The sequence below is a fragment of the Mycobacterium sp. NPDC003323 genome (assembly GCF_053589535.1).
On record NZ_JBSFSB010000019.1, the window covers coordinates 20,329 to 37,510 of the forward strand.

The window sequence follows — 17,182 nt, forward strand, 5'->3', positions numbered from 1 at the left end:
AAAGGACTGTGACCGTGTCCGATTCATGGGACCACGAAGTCGACGTCGTCGTCCTCGGCAGTGGCGGTGCCGGGCTGTCGGCGGCGCTGACCGCCGCTGCCACCGGCGTGAGCGTCGCGGTGTACGAGAAGGCCTCCACCGTCGGTGGTACCACCGCGGTGTCCGGCGGCATCGTGTGGATTCCGGCGCATCGGCGGATGGCCGGTGAGGAGCTGTCCGTCGAGGACGCCTTGAAATACCTTGAGGCGCAGTCCCTCGGTGCCATGGACCGCGACCTCGTCGAGACCTTCGTGCGCACCGGTCCGGCCATGCTGGATCATCTCGAACAGCACAGCGATCTGCGCTTCGAGATCGCCGAGGGCTTCCCCGATTACAAACCCGAACTGCCCGGCGGACGCCCGAAAGGTGGGCGATCGCTGAACGCCAAACCCGTCGATCTGGCCACGCTGGGTGCATGGCATGACCGCATCACCGCGTTCCCGGTGGACTTCAGCAATGTCGGCATCGACGCCGAGACCCGGGCCCGCATCCACGCCGCCGTCGACGATCTGGACGGCGACTACTGCGTGGCGGGTACCGCGCTGATCGCGGGGCTGCTCAAGGGCCTGCTCGACCGCGGCATCGAACCGGTCACCGAGGCCCGCGCCGTCGAGCTGTACGGATCCGCCGATGGCATCACCGGGGTACGAATTCAGCACGGCGGCAGCGATATCCGGGTCCGGGCCGACAAGGCCGTGATCCTGGGCACCGGCGGTTTCGAATGGGACCCCCAGTTGGTCGAGGCCTATCTGCGCGGGCCGATGCGTGGGCCGGTGTCACCGCCCAACAACACCGGCGACGGCCTGCGCATGGCGATGGCGCACGGCGCCGATCTGGCCAATATGGGTGAAGCCTGGTGGGTGCCCATCGTGCAGATCCCCGGCGACACCCTGGGCGGGAAGCCACGCAGCCGCAGCGTGCGTCTGGAACGCACCCGACCGCGCAGCATCATCGTCAACCGCGCCGGCAAGCGCTTCCTCAACGAGGCCGGCGAGTACAACTCGATGGCCGGCCCGTTCCACCACCTCGATCCGCGTTCGGGTTACCTCAACGACCCGGCCTGGATCGTCTTCGACGATCAGCACCTCAAGCGCTACGGCTTCCTGGGCGTCGAGCCCGGTGGTGAGGCACCGGACTGGTTCAACAAGTCGGCCACCCTGGAGGACCTCGCGGAGCGGACCGGCATCGCCGCCGAAGGGCTGCGCCGGACCATCGATGCCTGGAACACCGGTGTCGAGCATGAGCAGGATCCCGACTTCGGGCGCGGCGCCAGCGCATACGACGGCTACTGGGGCGATCAGTCGGCGGCCGGCCCGGCTCTGCAGACGCTCGGTCCGCTGGACACCGCGCCGTACTACGCCGTGCCGGTGGCGATCGGCGCCATGGGTACCAAGGGCGGTCCGCGCACCGACCGCGACGGACGGGTGCTGCACGTCAGCGGGAAACCGATCCCCGGACTGTATGCCGCGGGTAATGCGATGGCCGGTGTGACGGGCAAGGCCTACGGCGGTGCGGGTGGCACCCTCGGCCCGGCGATGACCTTCGGGTACCGCAGCGGTTACGCCGCCGCCACCCGCGAATCCGCCCCCATCCCATAGCGTTTCGGTGAGGTTTCGTGCGGACATCGCACGGAACCTCACCGAAATCGCAGTGAAAACTAGGGCTGGTCCTTGCGCGCCGGCTCGGGCGGGCCCGCGGTGCGCCAGTCCAGCAGTCCGTCCTCGGCCAGCCCGACCGGGAACTTGTTCTCGTGCACCTGCGACCAGTGGCTGTGGTTGAGCTGGTGCATGGTGAAGCACGCGTTCAGCGAGTTGTAGAAGCCCTGGTTGTCCTGGGTCTGGTTCACCGACTCCTTGATCAGCAACGCGGCCATCGTCGGTACCTTGGCGATGCGCCGGGCGAACTCCAGGGTCTTGTCGGCGAGTTCGTCGGCCGGGAAGATCTTGGACACCATGCCGAGGGCGTGGCCCTCCTCCACCGAGAGGGTGTCGCCGGTGAGCATCAGCTCCTTGGTCTTGCGCGCGCCGAATTCCCATGGGTGCGCGAAGTACTCGACACCGCACATGCCGAGCCGGGTGCCCACCACGTCGGTGAAGCGGGTGTTGTCGGCCGCGACGATCAGGTCGCAGGACCACATCAACATCAGCGCCGCCGCGTAGACGTCGCCGTGCACCGAGGCGATGGTGATCTTGCGCAGGTTGCGCCAGCGGCGGGTGTTCTCGAAGTAGTGGTGCCACTCCTGCAGCATCAACTTCTCCGCGCCGTCGCGGGTTCCGCCGTTCACGGTGAAGCTCGGATGCTGGTCCGGTCCCGGAGAGTACTCGCTTATCTGCACCTTGGAACCGACATCGTGGCCGGCCGAGAACATCGGACCGTGCCCGCCCAGGATCACCACCCGCACGGTGTCGTCGGCCTCGGCGCGCAGGAACGCATCGTGCAAGTCGACGAGCATTCCGCGGTTCTGCGCGTTACGTGCCTCCGGGCGGTTCAACATGATCCGCGCGATGGTGCCCTCGTCGAGGGTTTCGTAGGTGACGAAGCGATAGTCCGGATTATCAGCCATGAATCGCACTCTATTCCTCGGAGAACGGCGTTACCGCTCGGGGCAACTACAACGACAGAATGGTCGCCGAGGCGGTACCGGGCGCACCGTACACCTGGGCCAGCCCCACCCGCGGATTGCCTGGCACCTGCCGCTCCCCCGCCTCACCGCGCAGCTGCCGCACCAGCTCATGCATCTGCCGCAGGCCCGAGGCACCGATCGGCTCACCGTTGGCGATCAGGCCGCCGTCGGTGTTGACCGGGATCGACCCGGTGATCTCGGTGGCGCCGTCGATCAGCATCTTCTCCTGCTCGCCGTCGGCGCACAGTCCGGTCTCGGCCATGTGGATGACCTCGGCGCCGGCGTCGGTGTCCTGCAACTGCGCGATGTCGACGTCCTCGGGCCCGATACCGGCGGCCTCATAGGCGGCCTTGGCGGCGAACACCGTCGGTGAGGGGTCCTCGTCCAATGGTGCCGAGGTGGCATGCACCTCGTAGGCACCGTAGGTGCGGGTGCGAATCTCGCTGGCGCGCACATACACCGGCTTGTCGGTGTACTTGTGCGCAATGTCTGCGCGGCACATGATGACCGCGGCGGCACCCTCGTCTGGCGCACAGAACATGTACTGGCGCAACGGATAGTTCAGCACCGGGGAAGCCATGATCTCCTCGACGGAGATCTCCTTGCGCCGAAACGCGTTCGGATTCAGCTCACCGTTGCGGAAGTTCTTGTTGGCGACCCGCGCCAGCGTCTCCTCCGAGATGCCGTGCTTGTGGATGTAGTGGTTGGCCTTCATGCCGAAGAACTTGGTGGTGACGAACTGGCCGTTGTTGGCATACCACTGCGGCAGCGCCAGCTTGGCCGGATCGTCGGTGAAGGCGCCGCGCGGATGCTTGTCCAGACCGATCGCGATGCCGATGTCGTACTTGCCCAGCCGAATGGTGTCGGCCGTCTGCTGGATGGCCGATGCCGATGTGGCACAGGCATTGAAAACGTTGGTGAACGTGATTCCGGTCAGGCCCACCAGTCGGGTCACCGCGTCGGGATTGGACACCTCATAGCTGCCGCCGAAGCCGAACTGGATGTCCTTCCACTCCAGACCGGCATCGGTCAGTGCGCCCTGGATGGCCTCGGCACCCATCTCCATCGCGGTCTTGTCGAACCGGCCGAACGGGTGGATCCCGACGCCGATGATGGCTACGTCATTGGTCATCTGAAAGTCCTTGTCTAAACCGGCTTGAACCAGAACGTGACGAGCTCGGCGCCGTCGGCATCGGTAGCGAACGGCGCCATGACCAGCTCGACCTCCATGCCGAAACTCAGCTTCTCCGGGTCGTTCTCGGTGAGGCGTCCCTCGACGCGGATCTCGTCGCCCAGCTGCACGAGTCCGACCCCGAACGGCTCGAAGTCCTTCCCGGTCGGGCCGGCGTACGGCGCGCCGGGCGGGAATCCCTGCGTCGTCCACGCGACCACGGTGCCGCGCCGAGGCAACAGCACATCGGACATCTGCGCCTTGCTGCATTTCGGGCAGCGCTGCTGGCGCGGGAACGTTGTCGCCGCACAGGCACCGCACCGGCTGCCGATGAGTTGCGGATCCTCATCCGGCCAGGTGGAAATCTCGGGGGCAAGCGCCTTCTGCATCAGGCTCCTCGGCTACCTGTAGAAGAATTGATTAACGAATTCGCACAGTAGCATTTCTACAAATCGGAAACCACATTCTCATTCGGGTGTGACCTGCGCACCGTCCAACAATCGCGTGGCCGCGGCGTAGACATCCATCTCGCCGTCGGCCACCGAGCAAGCCAGCCCATCGAGTCCGTTGTGCGCCCTCAGCGCCGTCTGCGCCAGCGACAGGATCTGCAGTCGCGCCCGGGCGCCGCGACGCTCGGCGGTGTCGGCACGATGGTGGGCGTCGATGGCGGCCACCAGCTCGTCGATACCGGTGTTCTGCACGGCACTGATCTTCAGGATGGGCAGGCCGGTTTCGATGTGCAGCTCGCGGGCGGTCTGTTCGGCGCCGTCGCGGTCGGCCTTGTTGACGACGATGATGTCGGCGACCTCCAGCAGGCCCGCCTTCGCGGCCTGGATGGCATCGCCGGCGCCGGGATTGAGGATCACCACGGTCGGATCGGCCACCGCGGCGATCTCGATCTCGGACTGCCCGACTCCGACGGTCTCCAGCACGATGAGGTCATAGCCCAGGGCTCCGAGCAGCGTGATCGACGCCGGGACGGCCGCGGCCAACCCGCCCAGGTGCCCACGGGTCGCCACCGACCGGATCAGGACACCCGGGTCGTTGATATGGGCGGCCATCCGGATCCGGTCGCCGAGCAACGCTCCCCCGCTGTAGGGCGAGGACGGGTCGACGGCCAGGACGGCGACGCGAAGACCGGCCGCCCGGTACGCGGAAACCAGCACCGCCACTGTGGTGGATTTTCCCGCTCCCGGTGGCCCGGTGACACCGATGGTGCGCACCTGCCCCGCCGGCAGTTCGGCCAGCACCTCACCGCGCCGGTCGCTCTCGACCAGGCTCAGCAGTCTGCCGATGGCACGCAGCGAGCCATCACGGGCGGCGTCCAGAAGTTCGGTGACGGTCATCGGTGCGACTCTATGGCGCTGCGATCCACGGTCGTCACCCCTTCGGCAATCTTATGAGAATGCTATTCTCATCGAAAGAGAGTGGCGGTCGCAAGAAGGGGTTCACACATGGATATCGCCGGTAGCTCAGCGCTCGTCGTCGGCGGCGCGGGCGGTCTCGGAGAAGCGACGGTCCGGCGGTTGCATGCCGCCGGCGCCAAGGTCGTCGTGGCGGATCTGGCCGACGAGAAGGGCCCCAAGCTCGCCGACGAACTCGGCGTCAAGTACGTCCGCACCGACGCCACCTCCGAAGAATCGGTCAATGCCGCGATCGCCGAGGCCGAAGCGCTTGCCCCGCTGCGTATCTCGGTGGACACCCACGGCGGCCCGGCCGTCGGCGGCCGGTTGATCGGCAAGGACGGTTCGCCGCTGGGCCTCGACGGTTTCGAGACGACGGTGAAGTTCTATCTGACCGCGGTCTTCAACGTGCTGCGGCTCGCAGCGGCGGCCATCGCCCGCACCGAGCCGTTGGAAGAAGGTGGCCGCGGCGTCATCGTCAACACCGCGTCCATCGCCGGCTACGAGGGCCAGGTCGGTCAGCTGCCGTATGCCGCGGCCAAGGGCGGTGTGCTGGGCATGACGCTGGTCGCCGCCCGTGACCTGTCGCCGTTGGGTATTCGGGTCAACACCATCGCGCCGGGCACCATCAACACCCCCGCCTATGGCAAGGCCGCCGATCAGCTCGAGCAGTACTGGGCCCCGCAGATCCCGTTTCCCAAGCGGATGGGCCGCTCCAGCGAGTACGCGCAGCTGGCGCAGAGCATCATCGAGAACGACTACCTCAACGGTGAGATCATCCGACTCGACGGGGCACTGCGCTTCCCGCCCAAGTGACGCTCGGCGAGCTCACCTTCTGACCGCGAACAGACGTGAAGGGCCCCAAAAGTACGAGATCACGGGGCCATTGGCGTCTGCTCGCCCGAAGAAAGGTGACCGTCGCGCAGCAGGCGACGCAACACCTTGCCCGACGGCAGCCGTGGGATCTCTTCGACGAAGACGACGCGGCGGGGCCGCTTGTACGTCGACAACCGTTGCGCCACCAGGTCGATGAGTTCCTGTTCGGTGACCGACCCCGCCGCCGCGACCGCGGCCACCACGGCTTCACCGTCGGCATCGTGCGGCACGCCGAACACCGCGCAGTCGGCCACCGCGGGGTGACCGTGCAGCACCGCCTCGACCTCGGCGGGCGCCACCTGGAACCCGCGGACCTTGATCATCTCCTTGAGTCGGTCGGTGATCCGCAGCCAACCCTCGTCATCGAGTTCGCCGATATCTCCCGTGCGGTACCACCCGTCGTCGAAGGCGCCGGCGGTCGCGTCGTCGGGCAGGTAGCCGGCCATCACCGACTCCGACCGCACCTGGATCTCGCCGAACTCACCGATGCGCACCTGCACACCGGGCACCGGCTTACCCACGGTGTCCAGACGTGCTTCTCCGATGGGGCAGCAGGAGATGACGGGTAATTCACTGGCGCCATAGGCCGATACCCATGGCACGCCGACCCGTTCGGTGACGGCATCGGCCACGCTGCGGGTCACCGGAGTGGCACACCACATGATGTAGCGCAGCGAGGACAGGTCATAACGCTCCAGATCCGGGTGCGCGGCGATGGCCAGCGCGATGGGCGCGACCGCCATCTCGATGGTGATGCGGTCGTCCTGGATATGGCCGAGCATGCGGTCGATGTCGAAGCGGGAGTGCAGACGCATCCAAGCGCCGGTGTCGAGCACCGTCGCGATGTTGAGCAGGCCGAGGATATGGGACGGCGGTGTAATGATCTGCATGCGGTCCGCCTCGGTCAACCCCAGTGCATCCCGCCAATGCCGCACGGCCGCAGCGAAACCCGCGTGCGTGTGCCGGACGGCCTTGGGCATCCCGGTGGTACCAGAGCTGAAGACGAACAGCGCATCGGCCCCGGCAGGTACCGGATCCCAGCCACCTTCGCCCGGTGCGATCGGGTCGTCCAGGTGCACGACCGGTAGCAGTTCGTCGAGCAGTGCCACATCCCCGATGCCGAGCACCGGTGAGGTCAGCGCCAGCGCGTGTGCAACCTCGGCGCGTTTCCATGCCGAACTGATCAGCACCACCGCGGCCCCCAGGCGCCACACGGCCCGTAGTGCGATGACGAACTCGGGCCGGTTGGAGGACATCAGCACGACGCGGTCACCGGCGGTCACGCCGCGAGCGGACAGCGTCGCGGCCATCCCGTCGGCGAGCGCATCGAGATCGGCCAGGGTGTACTGGCGGTCTCCGAAGGCAAGCACGGGTGCACTGTTCAGGGCCATCGACCGACTATCTTATCCGCAACGGAGAATGATATTCTCCGTTTGTCAGAATCACACGCCCAGGAGAGCTGATGACGGCCGAACCCGTGCCCGCCGACGAAGTGACCATCGTGCTCGACGGTGCGCGCACCACGACACGTCCGGTCGCCGGCGACACGCTACTGGAGACGGCCCGCCGCGCCGGACTGACGCCGCCGTTCGCGTGCGAGGCCGGTAACTGCGGTACCTGCATCGCCAAGCTGACCGAGGGCAGCGCCAGCATGAAGGTCAACGACGCTCTCGACGACGACGAGGTGCAGGAGGGTTACGTGCTCACCTGCCAAGCCGTACCCGATCCCGGTCCGCTGACCGTCGACTACGACGACTGAGTCGCCTCGAACAGCGGTGCGGCGCGGTACTCCGGCTCGAAACCGTCGACCCGGATCGGACTGGCCACCAGCCGAAAATCACCGGCGCGCACCACCATCTCGGGTGTGTCGTCCAGCGCCTCGGGCAGCGAGCGGACCGCCGCCGCCGGGATGCCGAGCGGTTTGAGTCGCCGTTCCCAATCGACGGCCGTATCGCCGGCCAGCGCGGCGGTCACCGCGGCCAGTACCTCGTCGCGGCCGGCCGCGCGTTCGGCCATGGTCGTGAATCCGGTGAGCCCGGCCTCGGCGGCGAACGAGCGCCAGAACCCGTCGTGGGTGATGAACAGCGCCAGGTATCCGTCGGCGGTCGGGAACAATTGCGCCGGAACGTAATACGAATGCGCACCGAACGGGTACCGCGTCGGTGCCGCCCCGTCGTTCAGATAGGCCGCCGCCCGATAGTTCAGCTGCGAGAGCATGACGTCACGCAGGCAGACGTCGACTTGGCCGCCGCGGCCGGCGATGATCTGGGCCAGCAATCCGAGTGCGGCGGTCAGCCCCGTCGAGTTGTCGGCCGCCGAGTACCCGGGCAACGTCGGCGGACCCCCGGGATCTCCGGTCATGGCCGCGACGCCGGTGGCGGCCTGGATGACGTAGTCGAAGGCCGGATCATCCCCGCCGTGCAACCCGTACCCGGTGAGCGCGACGCAGACGATCTTCGGGTTGTGCGTGCGCAGAGTCTCGTAGGTCAGACCCAGCTTCTTGATCGCCGACGGCTTCATGTTCACCAGCAGCGCATGCGAATCTGCCACCAGCTCGGCCAGGCCGGCCTGTCCGTCGGCCGTGCGCAGATCCAGGCACACACTGCGCTTGTTGCGGTTCAGGCTGGCGAAGTAGCTGTCGCTGACCTGACGCGAGATCTCCCCGCCGGGCGGCTCGACCTTGATGACCTCGGCCCCCAGATCGGCCAGCAGCATGCTGGCATACGGGCCGGCCAGCATCACACCGACCTCGATGATCCGGATGCCGGCCAGCGGCCCCGAGGTCACGACACCTGCTTGGCGAGCTCGGCGATCACCTCGCGGGTCCGGTACTTGGAGGCGATCAGCTCATCGCGGTTGTCCCCGATCGGCAGCAGCCGCACCGACAGGTCGGTGACGCCGGCATCGGCAAACGCCTTGAACCGCTTAAGGATCGCCTCTTCGTCACCGGCAGCGCAGAGATCTCCGACGGTGCGCGCATCGCCGCGGTCGAGCAGGCGCTGATAGTTCGGGGAGGTCTCGGCCTCGGCCAGGATCCGGTCGGCGCGCGCCTTGGCCTCGTCGATCTCGGAGTTGGCGCACAAGGTCACCGGGATACCGGCCACGATCCGGGGTGCCGGCTTACCGGCGTCGGCGGCGGCCTTGGTGATCTTCGGCGCGATGTGCTCACCGATGGCTTTCTCGTCGGCCATCCACAGCGAGGTGCCGTCGGCGTGCTCGCCGGCGATCTGCAGCATGACCGGCCCGAGTGCGGCCACCAGCACCGGCATCGGCGTCTCGGCGGCCAGGGCGGTCGGGTTGTGCACGGTGAAGTGGTCGTTCTCGACATCGACGGGACCGGGTCCGGCGAGTGCGGCGTTGAGTACCTGCAGATAGTCGCGGGTGTAGGCGGCCGGCTTGTCGTACGGCAGCCCGAGCATGTCGCGGATGATCCAGTGGTGTGACGGCCCGACACCCAGCGCCAGCCGACCGTTGGAGATGGCGTGCACCGAAAGGGCCTGGCGGGCAAGCGCGATGGGATGCTGGGCTTGCAGCGGCACCACCGCCGTGCCCAGTTCGATGCGTGTGCTGTGCGAGGCCATCAACGCCACCATGCTCAGCAGGTCGAAATCGTCGGGCACCTGCGGCATCCACGCCGTGGCCAGACCCGCCGAGTCGGCCCATTTGATATCGGAGATCAGCTTCTTGACCTTGCGCGACATATCGCCGCGCTCGGCCCCGATCATCACACCGAGTCTCATGCGGGCTCTCCTGCCTTCTCGGTCAGCGCTCGCACCTCGGTCACCAGGGTGTCCAGCGCGGTGCCGGTCGGGAACACCGCCGCGGCGCCGGCGTCGAGCAGTTTCTGCACATCGGATTCCGGGATGGTGCCACCCACCACCACGGCGATGTCACCGGCATCGGCGGCACGCAGCGCATCCACGGTACGCGTCGTCATCGCCACATGCGCACCGGAAAGGATCGAAAGGCCCACGAGCGCAACATCTTCGGCAAGTGCGATGGACACGATGTCCTCGATACGCTGCCGGATGCCGGTGTAGATGACCTCGAAACCGGCATCGCGCAACGTGCGGGCGACGATCTTGGCGCCGCGGTCGTGTCCGTCCAGACCGGGCTTGGCGACCAGCACTCGGGTCGCCATCAGAAGACCACCGGTTGCACGAACTCGCCCCACACGGCCTTGAGTGCCGAAACCATCTCCCCCACCGTGCAATAGGCGTTGGCACAGTCGATCAGCTTGTGCATCAGATTGTCGTCTCCCTCGGCTGCCCGGGACAGCGCGGCCAGTGCCTCTTTCACCGCGACGTCGTCACGCTCGGCCTTGACCTTCGCCAGTCGCGCGAGTTGTTTGTCGCGCCCCTCGGCGTCGAGCTCGTAGGTGGCCAGATCGGGGGCCGGCTCGTCGACGACGAACTTGTTCACCCCGACCACCGGGCGCACGCCAGACTCGACCTCGTTGTGGATCTTGAACGCCTCGTCGGCGATCAGGCCCTGCAGATATCCATCCTCGATGCAGCGCACCATTCCGCCGTGGTCCTCGAGATCGCGCATGATCTCGATGATTTTCTTTTCGGTGGCATCGGTGAGCGCCTCGACGAAATACGAACCACCCAGCGGGTCGGCCACCTTGGTGACCCCGGTCTCGTAGGCCAGGATCTGCTGGGTACGCAGCGCCAGCGTCGCCGATTCCTCCGACGGCAGCGCGAACGGCTCGTCCCAGGCGGCGGTGAACATCGACTGCACGCCGCCGAGCACCGAGGCCAGTGCCTCATAGGCGACGCGCACCAGGTTGTTCTGCGCCTGCGGCGCGTACAGCGAGGCTCCCCCGGACACGCAGCCGAACCGGAACATCGCGGCCTTGTCGGTGGTGGCGCCGTAGCGCTCCCGCACGATGGTGGCCCAACGCCGCCGTCCCGCCCGGTATTTGGCGATCTCCTCGAAGAAATCGCCATGGGTGTAGAAGAAGAACGAGATCTGCGGCGCGAACTTGTCGATGGTCATCCGCCCGCGCTCGACGACGGTGTCGCAGTAGGTCACCCCGTCGGCCAGCGTGAAGGCCATCTCCTGCACGGCATTGGCGCCGGCATCGCGGAAGTGTGCCCCCGCCACCGAGATCGCGTTGAAGCGCGGCACCTCGGCCGCACAGAACTCGATGGTGTCGGCGATCAACCGCAGCGACGGCTCCGGCGGCCAGATCCAGGTACCGCGCGAGGCGTACTCCTTCAGGATGTCGTTCTGGATGGTGCCGGTCAGCTTTTCGCGCGGCACGCCCGTCTTCTCCGCGGCCGCTACGTAAAAGGCCAGCAGGATCGCCGCGGTGCCGTTGATGGTGAAGCTGGTGCTGATCTTGTCCAGCGGGATGCCATCGAACAGGATCTCGGCGTCGGCCAGGGTGTCCACCGCGACGCCGACGCGGCCGACCTCCTCGCCGTACTCGGGGTCGTCGGAGTCATAACCACACTGGGTCGGCAGATCGAGGGCCACCGACAATCCGGTGCCGCCCTGATCCAGCAGATACCGATACCGCTGATTGGACTCCTCGGCGGTACCAAACCCCGAATACTGGCGGAAGGTCCACGTTTTACCGCGGTAGCCGGACGCGAAATTGCCGCGCGTGAACGGGTACTCACCGGGCGCGGGCGGGTCCTGCGCGCGGTCGGCCGGCCCGTAGACCGGGGCCAGCGGGATACCCGACGGGGTCAAGACGTCATCGCTCATCGTTGGATAACGTACTTCCAAAAAATGAGAATGCCAATACCGCACACCGAAAACATGCACCCTAACGGCTTGCGAGCGCATGTTCGGCCGCAACTCCGAGTCGCCCAACCCGCCCCCGCCGAACCGTCTGCGCAGGCCATGCGCGATTATGACACTTGCTGAAAATGAGAATGCCAATACCATCTAGGTCAAGCACGACCGTCGTCCAAGGAGTCTCTATGTCCAGCGAGCAACGCCCGCTTGCCGACCGCACGCTGCTGGTTTCCGGCGGCAGCCGCGGCATCGGGCTGGCCATCGCCCTCGGCGCCGCAAAGCAGGGGGCCAATGTGGTGCTGTTGGCCAAGACCGCCGAACCGCATCCCAAGCTGCCGGGCACCGTGCACACCGCGGTCGCCGATGTGGAGGCGGTCGGCGCCAAGGCCGTCGCCGTCGTCGGCGACGTCCGCAAGGAGGAGGACGTGGCGCGCGCCGTGGACACCGCGGTGCAGTCCTTCGGCGGGATCGACATCGTGGTCAACAACGCCAGCGCCATCGCCGCCGAGCCGACCGAGCAACTCTCGGCCAAGAAGTACGACCTGATGATGGACATCAACGTGCGCGGCACCTTCCTGCTGACCAAGGCCGCGCTGCCCTATCTGCGCAAGTCGTCCGGTGCGCACGTCATCACGCTGGCTCCGCCGCTGAACCTGAACCCGCACTGGCTCGGCGCGCACCCCAGTTACACCGTGTCCAAGTACGGGATGACGCTGCTGTCGCTGGGCTGGGCGCAGGAGTACCGGGACTCGGGCATCGGGTTCAGCTGCCTGTGGCCGCAGACCTACATCGCCACCTCGGCGGTGACGAATATGGCCGACGGCGACAACCTGGCCTCGGCCTCGCGCAGCCCGGAGATCATGGCCGACGCGGCGGTGCAGATCCTGACCGGTCCACCCGAGAAGGCCAACGGACAGACCTTCATCGACGCCGACGTACTGGCCCATGCAGGAATCACCGACCTGTCCCGTTACGGGGGTGGGGACGACCCCATCTGGGATATCTTCGTCGACAAGAAATGAACCCCAAGTCATGAGTATCTCGTTGCTGCTGGAAATGGCGTCATCGGCCGACCCGGACCGCACCGCGGTCGTGTCCGGTGATCTGCGACTGACCGTGCAGGAACTGAGCGCGCTCGCCGATGGCGGCGCCGGTGTGGTGGCGGCATCCGGGGCGGGCCACGTCGCCTACGTCGGGACCGGCGGCGCATTGCTACCGCTGCTGCTGTTCTCGGCCGCACGCGCCGGGGTGGCGGTGACACCATTGAACTACCGACTCTCGGCCGACGGGCTGCGCGCGCTCATCGACCGGTTGCCCGACCCCCTCGTGATCGTCGACGGCGAATACCGCGACGCCGTCGGCGACGGCTACCGGGTGATCGGTTCGCAGGAATTCCTGGCCCAGGCCCGCACGGCCGAGCCCGCGGCCGAGTTCGCGGATCCGGATTCCGTCGGCGTGGTGCTGTTCACCTCGGGCACCACCTCGGCGCCGAAAGCCGTTGAGCTGACGCACAACAACCTGACCAGCTATATCACCGGTACCGTCGAGTTCGCCTCGGCCGCCGACGGTGACGCGGCGCTGATCTGCGTACCGCCGTACCACATTGCCGGAGTGTCGGCGGCGTTGTCGAATCTGTACGCCGGGCGAAAGATGGTCTACCTGCCCCAGTTCGACGCGCGCGAATGGGTGCGGCTGGTGGAAGCCGAGGGCGTCACCTCGGCCACCGTGGTGCCGACGATGCTGGATCGGATCGTCACGGTGCTGGAGGAGCAGCGCACCGGGCTCCCGACGCTACGCACGCTGGCCTACGGAGGGTCGAAGGTGGCACTTCCGCTGGTGCGCAAGGCCCTCGAGCTGCTGCCCGCGGTCGGTTTCGTCAACGCCTACGGCCTGACCGAGACCAGTTCGACGATCGCGGTGCTCACCCCCGACGATCACCGCGTGGCCCTGGCCTCCGACGATGCCGCGGTGGCCCGGCGGCTCGGCTCCGTCGGCCAGCCGGTGCCCAGTATCGAGGTGCAGATCCGCGCCGAGGACGGAACCGTGCTGGGCGCAGGCGAAACCGGTGAACTGTTCGTCCGCGGCGAGCAGGTGTCGGGCCGCTACACCGGCATCGGCTCGGTGCTCGACGAGCAGGGCTGGTTCCCCACCAAGGATGTCGCCACCCTCGACGAGGACGGCTACCTGTTCATCGGCGGTCGCTCCGATGACACCATCATCCGCGGCGGGGAGAACATCGCCCCGGCCGAGATCGAGGACGTGTTGGTCGAGCATCCGGCGGTGCGGGACTGCGCGGTGGTCGGCGCCGAGGATCCTCAATGGGGACAGATCATCGTGGCCGTCGTCGTCCCCGCGGTGGGCACCGACCCCGATGCAGAGGAGTTGCGCAGTTTCGTGCGCGCGCAACTGCGCGGCTCACGCACCCCCGATCGGGTGGTCTTTCGCGCCGAACTTCCCACCAACGCGACCGGCAAAGTGCTGCGCCGGGAACTCGTCAGCGAACTCAACGATAAGGAGCCCGCATGATCAAGAACGGCACCCGCCTGCAGAGCCAGGTCTGCGACACCCAGGTCATCGTGGTGCGCAGTTCCGACGCCCTCGACGATCTACGGGCCGGCGGAGCACCGCTGGTCCCGGTCGGCGAGTCCGCCGCCGAGGGCCTGACGCTGGATCCCGCACTGTCGGAGGGCAATCTGATGGGCAAGCGCTATGTCGATGACAGCGGCGCGGAGATCCTGGTGACGAAGGCGGGCGCGGGCACGCTGAGCATCGGGGACACCCCGCTCGCGATCAAGGAGGCAAAGCCGCTGCCTGCCAGCGACTGACGCTGCGAGCCTGGTTAGGCTCCGATGATGACGACCATCGGCAAGACGCGGTCACTCTGGTTGGTCACGGCGGCCTATGTCGTCGCGATTGCCGTCGCGGTGGCATGGCTGTGGTGGGGTCCTACCACCGAGCGGCTGTGGCTGGACACCCTGATCGCCGATGTGCTGGCGACACTGGTGATCTTCGTGTTCAGCCGGGTCTACCGGAATTCCAGTTTCTACGACGCCTATTGGAGCGTCATCCCACCGCTGCTGTTGTGCTACTGGTGGTATCGCGCGGCACCGGAGGTGGATCTGCTGCGGGCATGGCTCATCACGGTCGTGGTGGTGCTGTGGGCTATCCGGTTGACAGCCAACTGGGTGTACGCCTTTCCCGGTCTGCATCACGAGGATTGGCGGTACCCGATGTTCAAGCAGCGGGCGGGCCGTTTCGAGATCGTCGCCGACCTCGTTGCCATTCACCTGATTCCGACGTTCCAGGTGTTCCTGGCCATGGTGCCGGTCTACGTCGCGATCACCAGACCCGATCCGGGCCTGGTCTGGTTGAGCTGGATCGCGCTGGTCGTGGGTTTGGCGGCCGTCGCAGTGGAACTCGTCGCCGATGTCCAGATGCACCGCTTCGTCGCCGAACGCCGAGAAGGTCAGGCGATGGATCGCGGGCTGTGGAGCTGGTCGCGGCATCCGAACTACTTCGGCGAGTTCAGTTTCTGGGCCGCTCTGGCGTTGTTCGGCATCGCCGCCGATCCCGGCTTGTGGTGGTTGTCGGTCATCGGTGCGGTGGCCATCCTGGCGATGTTCCTGGGCGCCAGCATCCCGATGATGGAGCAGCGCAGCCTGCAGCGCCGGCCGTCGTATCAAGACGTCATCGACCGAGTGCCCCGGTTCGTGCCGTGGCCGCCGAAACGCGAAAGCGCGCCGCGCTCGGCGTGATGCCGAGCGGGCGCGCTCACGAAGACCGGATCAGTAGGTCGGGACGAAGACGTCGTTGATCCAGACGCCCCAGTGATTCCAGCCGTTGTCCCACACCTGCGGGTTGCCTTGCGCCCACGCCGGGTCGACGGGCTTCGGTGGGGCCCACGCGGGTGCGGTGCCCACGGACGGGCCGGCGGGCGGCGCGGGCGGCGGCATCGGCATGGGCTCGGCGGTTGCCATTCCGGCGGCGGCAAGCGGACCCGCCACCAGGCCACCGGCAACGGCGGCACCGGCGATCAGCTTTTTGAGATTCATGGGAGTTTTCCTCCTCGGTGAGCACCTGTGTGAACGGCTGCTAGGTACCGCATACGCCCCGCGGGTAAACCAAATGGACGGCATCTGTGAGCTGGTTCATAAACACATGAGGTTGTTGGCAACTGCTGAGGCGGCTGTGGCGTCACCCGGTAGCGACCCGTCGGCGGATTCTGCGCGCATTCCATCGAGCAGCAAGGCCATCTGCCGCTGCGCCACGACACCACCCTCAGCACCGCCACATTCGGCCAGCTTGGCGTTGAGCCACAACGCGGTGAAGACATCGTCGACGGTGACGTCGTCGCGTAGTGCGCCCTCGGCCTGCGCCTCGGCGATCAAACGCGCGCCGAGCGACAAGCCTGCATGACAGATCTGCTCGACGGCCGGCGAGGCGTGCCGCGAGTGGCACATCGCATCGCTGAAAGCATGATCGCGGGCCTGTAACTCGCTCAGGCCCAGAACGTAGGCGGCGAAGCGATCCCACGCCGAGGCCGCCGCGAGCGCTCGCTCGGATAAGACGCTGATGCTCTCGCCGAGCAGCTCCGGCAGTGCGGCGTCGATGAGGTCTTGGCGGGTCGGGAACCGGTTGTACAACGTGCCGATGCTGACGCCGGCGTGGGTGGCGACCGCCTCCAGCGGCGCCCCGAGGCCGCGGTCGCGGAATACCGCACGGGCCGCATCGAGCAGCTTCTCGACGTTGCGGCGGGCGTCCGCACGCAGCGCGCGCCGCTCGGTCATCACACCTCCCGAATAAGTTGACACACACCCTCAACATACCGGTAGTCTCATGACAAATAACTTGAGGCATACACTCAACTTGGAGGCGATGTGAAACTCCCCTGGTACATCAAGCCCGGGAATGCCGCGATCATGGCGCTGTCGCGACTCGGGATTCGATTCGGCGCAGAGGGCCCGGTGATCCTCACCGTGATCGGTCGCAAATCCGGGCAACCGCGATCCACACCCGTGACGCCGATGTTCGTCGACGGACGGCAGTATGTCGCGGCGGCGCCGGAGGCGTCCTGGATCGCCAACGCGCGCGCCAACCCCGACGCGTCGATCAGCCGCGGACGCCGCGTCGAGCGGGTGCGCGCCATCGAACTGCCCGATGACGAAGCCCGGCCACTGCTGCGCATCCTGCCCAGCAAGATTCCCGGCTGGGTCGGGTTCCTGCGGCAGGATGGACTGGTCACCGATGGCAGCCCCGACGAGTTCGAGGCGCTGCTCGGCCGGATGCCGATCTTCCGGATGGATCCGGCGTGACATCGTC

The 17,182-nt window shown here is 66.9% G+C and carries 19 protein-coding genes; 8 read left to right on the plus strand and 11 right to left on the minus strand.

What is annotated here, in order from left to right; translation table 11 throughout:
• Window positions 1-14 precede the first annotated feature (14 nt).
• Complete coding sequence (locus tag ACWDUN_RS26190; protein WP_449933295.1) at window positions 15-1,637, plus strand: FAD-dependent oxidoreductase; 1,623 nt, start codon at window positions 15-17, stop codon at window positions 1,635-1,637.
• 59 nt (window positions 1,638-1,696) lie between these two features.
• Here the strand turns inward: ACWDUN_RS26190 and ACWDUN_RS26195 are convergent, their stop codons facing one another.
• The 4 genes from ACWDUN_RS26195 to meaB form a co-directional block, all read right to left on the minus strand.
• On the minus strand, window positions 1,697-2,602 hold the full coding sequence (locus ACWDUN_RS26195; RefSeq protein WP_449933297.1) for an enoyl-CoA hydratase: 906 nt from the start codon (window positions 2,600-2,602) through the stop codon (window positions 1,697-1,699).
• A 46-nt stretch (window positions 2,603-2,648) separates the two neighbouring features.
• Window positions 2,649-3,794, minus strand: a complete 1,146-nt coding sequence (locus ACWDUN_RS26200) for a thiolase family protein (RefSeq protein ID WP_449933299.1) — start codon at window positions 3,792-3,794, stop codon at window positions 2,649-2,651.
• A 14-nt stretch (window positions 3,795-3,808) separates the two neighbouring features.
• Entirely contained in the window at window positions 3,809-4,222 is a 414-nt protein-coding gene (locus ACWDUN_RS26205; protein WP_449933301.1) for a Zn-ribbon domain-containing OB-fold protein, read from the minus strand.
• Between the two features lie 78 nt (window positions 4,223-4,300).
• Window positions 4,301-5,179, minus strand: a complete 879-nt coding sequence (meaB, locus tag ACWDUN_RS26210; protein ID WP_449933302.1) for a methylmalonyl Co-A mutase-associated GTPase MeaB — start codon at window positions 5,177-5,179, stop codon at window positions 4,301-4,303.
• A 108-nt stretch (window positions 5,180-5,287) separates the two neighbouring features.
• Between meaB and ACWDUN_RS26215 the strand changes: the two genes are divergently transcribed.
• Entirely contained in the window at window positions 5,288-6,052 is a 765-nt protein-coding gene (locus ACWDUN_RS26215) for an SDR family NAD(P)-dependent oxidoreductase (RefSeq protein WP_449933304.1), read from the plus strand.
• A 59-nt stretch (window positions 6,053-6,111) separates the two neighbouring features.
• Here the strand turns inward: ACWDUN_RS26215 and ACWDUN_RS26220 are convergent, their stop codons facing one another.
• Window positions 6,112-7,503: a class I adenylate-forming enzyme family protein gene (locus tag ACWDUN_RS26220; protein ID WP_449933306.1), complete on the minus strand. Its 1,392-nt coding sequence runs from the start codon at window positions 7,501-7,503 to the stop codon at window positions 6,112-6,114.
• A 71-nt stretch (window positions 7,504-7,574) separates the two neighbouring features.
• On the opposite strand from ACWDUN_RS26220, the gene ACWDUN_RS26225 reads away from it, so the two are divergent.
• Complete coding sequence (locus ACWDUN_RS26225) at window positions 7,575-7,871, plus strand: 2Fe-2S iron-sulfur cluster-binding protein (protein WP_449933308.1); 297 nt, start codon at window positions 7,575-7,577, stop codon at window positions 7,869-7,871.
• Here ACWDUN_RS26225 and ACWDUN_RS26230 read toward each other — a convergent pair.
• The 4 genes from ACWDUN_RS26230 to ACWDUN_RS26245 are packed head-to-tail and all read right to left on the minus strand — an operon-like array spanning window position 7,859 to window position 11,830.
• Window positions 7,859-8,899, minus strand: coding sequence for a CaiB/BaiF CoA transferase family protein (locus tag ACWDUN_RS26230; protein WP_449933310.1), 1,041 nt, complete (start codon window positions 8,897-8,899; stop codon window positions 7,859-7,861). The genes ACWDUN_RS26225 and ACWDUN_RS26230 overlap by 13 nt on opposite strands.
• Entirely contained in the window at window positions 8,896-9,852 is a 957-nt protein-coding gene (locus ACWDUN_RS26235; RefSeq protein WP_449933312.1) for an LLM class F420-dependent oxidoreductase, read from the minus strand. The genes ACWDUN_RS26230 and ACWDUN_RS26235 overlap by 4 nt, the downstream gene beginning before the upstream one ends.
• A complete protein-coding gene (locus tag ACWDUN_RS26240; RefSeq protein WP_449933313.1) occupies window positions 9,849-10,253 on the minus strand; it encodes a cobalamin B12-binding domain-containing protein in 405 nt (134 codons plus the stop codon). Before ACWDUN_RS26240 ends, ACWDUN_RS26235 begins: the two co-directional genes overlap by 4 nt.
• Entirely contained in the window at window positions 10,253-11,830 is a 1,578-nt protein-coding gene (locus tag ACWDUN_RS26245; RefSeq protein ID WP_449933315.1) for a methylmalonyl-CoA mutase family protein, read from the minus strand. Before ACWDUN_RS26245 ends, ACWDUN_RS26240 begins: the two co-directional genes overlap by 1 nt.
• A 218-nt stretch (window positions 11,831-12,048) precedes the next feature.
• Here ACWDUN_RS26245 and ACWDUN_RS26250 point away from each other — a divergent pair, with 218 nt between their 5' ends.
• Genes ACWDUN_RS26250 through ACWDUN_RS26265 form a run of 4 tightly spaced genes read left to right on the plus strand, consistent with a single transcriptional unit; the run spans window position 12,049 to window position 15,618 of the window.
• Window positions 12,049-12,885 (plus strand): SDR family oxidoreductase, encoded by an 837-nt coding sequence (locus ACWDUN_RS26250; RefSeq protein WP_449933317.1) that lies wholly within the window; start codon window positions 12,049-12,051, stop codon window positions 12,883-12,885.
• A gap of 10 nt (window positions 12,886-12,895) precedes the next feature.
• Window positions 12,896-14,389, plus strand: a complete 1,494-nt coding sequence (locus ACWDUN_RS26255) for a class I adenylate-forming enzyme family protein (protein ID WP_449933319.1) — start codon at window positions 12,896-12,898, stop codon at window positions 14,387-14,389.
• Window positions 14,386-14,688: a hypothetical protein gene (locus ACWDUN_RS26260; protein WP_449933321.1), complete on the plus strand. Its 303-nt coding sequence runs from the start codon at window positions 14,386-14,388 to the stop codon at window positions 14,686-14,688. The genes ACWDUN_RS26255 and ACWDUN_RS26260 overlap by 4 nt, the downstream gene beginning before the upstream one ends.
• A gap of 27 nt (window positions 14,689-14,715) precedes the next feature.
• On the plus strand, window positions 14,716-15,618 hold the full coding sequence (locus ACWDUN_RS26265) for a DUF1295 domain-containing protein (RefSeq protein WP_449933323.1): 903 nt from the start codon (window positions 14,716-14,718) through the stop codon (window positions 15,616-15,618).
• 30 nt (window positions 15,619-15,648) lie between these two features.
• On the opposite strand, the gene ACWDUN_RS26270 is transcribed toward ACWDUN_RS26265, so the two are convergent.
• A complete protein-coding gene (locus tag ACWDUN_RS26270; protein WP_449933325.1) occupies window positions 15,649-15,915 on the minus strand; it encodes a hypothetical protein in 267 nt (88 codons plus the stop codon).
• 96 nt (window positions 15,916-16,011) lie between these two features.
• On the minus strand, window positions 16,012-16,650 hold the full coding sequence (locus ACWDUN_RS26275; RefSeq protein ID WP_449933326.1) for a TetR/AcrR family transcriptional regulator: 639 nt from the start codon (window positions 16,648-16,650) through the stop codon (window positions 16,012-16,014).
• 132 nt (window positions 16,651-16,782) lie between these two features.
• Between ACWDUN_RS26275 and ACWDUN_RS26280 the strand changes: the two genes are divergently transcribed.
• Entirely contained in the window at window positions 16,783-17,175 is a 393-nt protein-coding gene (locus ACWDUN_RS26280) for a nitroreductase family deazaflavin-dependent oxidoreductase (protein WP_449933406.1), read from the plus strand.
• Window positions 17,176-17,182 lie beyond the last annotated feature (7 nt).

Bases quoted from the DNA above. Each gene is read 5' to 3' on its own strand.
- ACWDUN_RS26255 (WP_449933319.1), top strand. From the start codon at position 12,896: ATGAGTATCTCGTTGCTGCTGGAAATGGCGTCATCGGCCGACCCGGAC.
- ACWDUN_RS26220 (WP_449933306.1), bottom strand. From the start codon at position 7,503: ATGGCCCTGAACAGTGCACCCGTGCTTGCCTTCGGAGACCGCCAGTAC.
- ACWDUN_RS26245 (WP_449933315.1), bottom strand. From the start codon at position 11,830: ATGAGCGATGACGTCTTGACCCCGTCGGGTATCCCGCTGGCCCCGGTC.
- ACWDUN_RS26280 (WP_449933406.1), top strand. From the start codon at position 16,783: ATGGCGCTGTCGCGACTCGGGATTCGATTCGGCGCAGAGGGCCCGGTG.
- ACWDUN_RS26215 (WP_449933304.1), top strand. From the start codon at position 5,288: ATGGATATCGCCGGTAGCTCAGCGCTCGTCGTCGGCGGCGCGGGCGGT.
- ACWDUN_RS26275 (WP_449933326.1), bottom strand. From the start codon at position 16,650: ATGACCGAGCGGCGCGCGCTGCGTGCGGACGCCCGCCGCAACGTCGAG.
- ACWDUN_RS26250 (WP_449933317.1), top strand. From the start codon at position 12,049: ATGTCCAGCGAGCAACGCCCGCTTGCCGACCGCACGCTGCTGGTTTCC.
- meaB (WP_449933302.1), bottom strand. From the start codon at position 5,179: ATGACCGTCACCGAACTTCTGGACGCCGCCCGTGATGGCTCGCTGCGT.
- ACWDUN_RS26200 (WP_449933299.1), bottom strand. From the start codon at position 3,794: ATGACCAATGACGTAGCCATCATCGGCGTCGGGATCCACCCGTTCGGC.
- ACWDUN_RS26240 (WP_449933313.1), bottom strand. From the start codon at position 10,253: ATGGCGACCCGAGTGCTGGTCGCCAAGCCCGGTCTGGACGGACACGAC.
- ACWDUN_RS26270 (WP_449933325.1), bottom strand. From the start codon at position 15,915: ATGAATCTCAAAAAGCTGATCGCCGGTGCCGCCGTTGCCGGTGGCCTG.
- ACWDUN_RS26260 (WP_449933321.1), top strand. From the start codon at position 14,386: ATGATCAAGAACGGCACCCGCCTGCAGAGCCAGGTCTGCGACACCCAG.
- ACWDUN_RS26195 (WP_449933297.1), bottom strand. From the start codon at position 2,602: ATGGCTGATAATCCGGACTATCGCTTCGTCACCTACGAAACCCTCGAC.
- ACWDUN_RS26225 (WP_449933308.1), top strand. From the start codon at position 7,575: ATGACGGCCGAACCCGTGCCCGCCGACGAAGTGACCATCGTGCTCGAC.
- ACWDUN_RS26235 (WP_449933312.1), bottom strand. From the start codon at position 9,852: ATGAGACTCGGTGTGATGATCGGGGCCGAGCGCGGCGATATGTCGCGC.
- ACWDUN_RS26205 (WP_449933301.1), bottom strand. From the start codon at position 4,222: ATGCAGAAGGCGCTTGCCCCCGAGATTTCCACCTGGCCGGATGAGGAT.
- ACWDUN_RS26265 (WP_449933323.1), top strand. From the start codon at position 14,716: ATGACGACCATCGGCAAGACGCGGTCACTCTGGTTGGTCACGGCGGCC.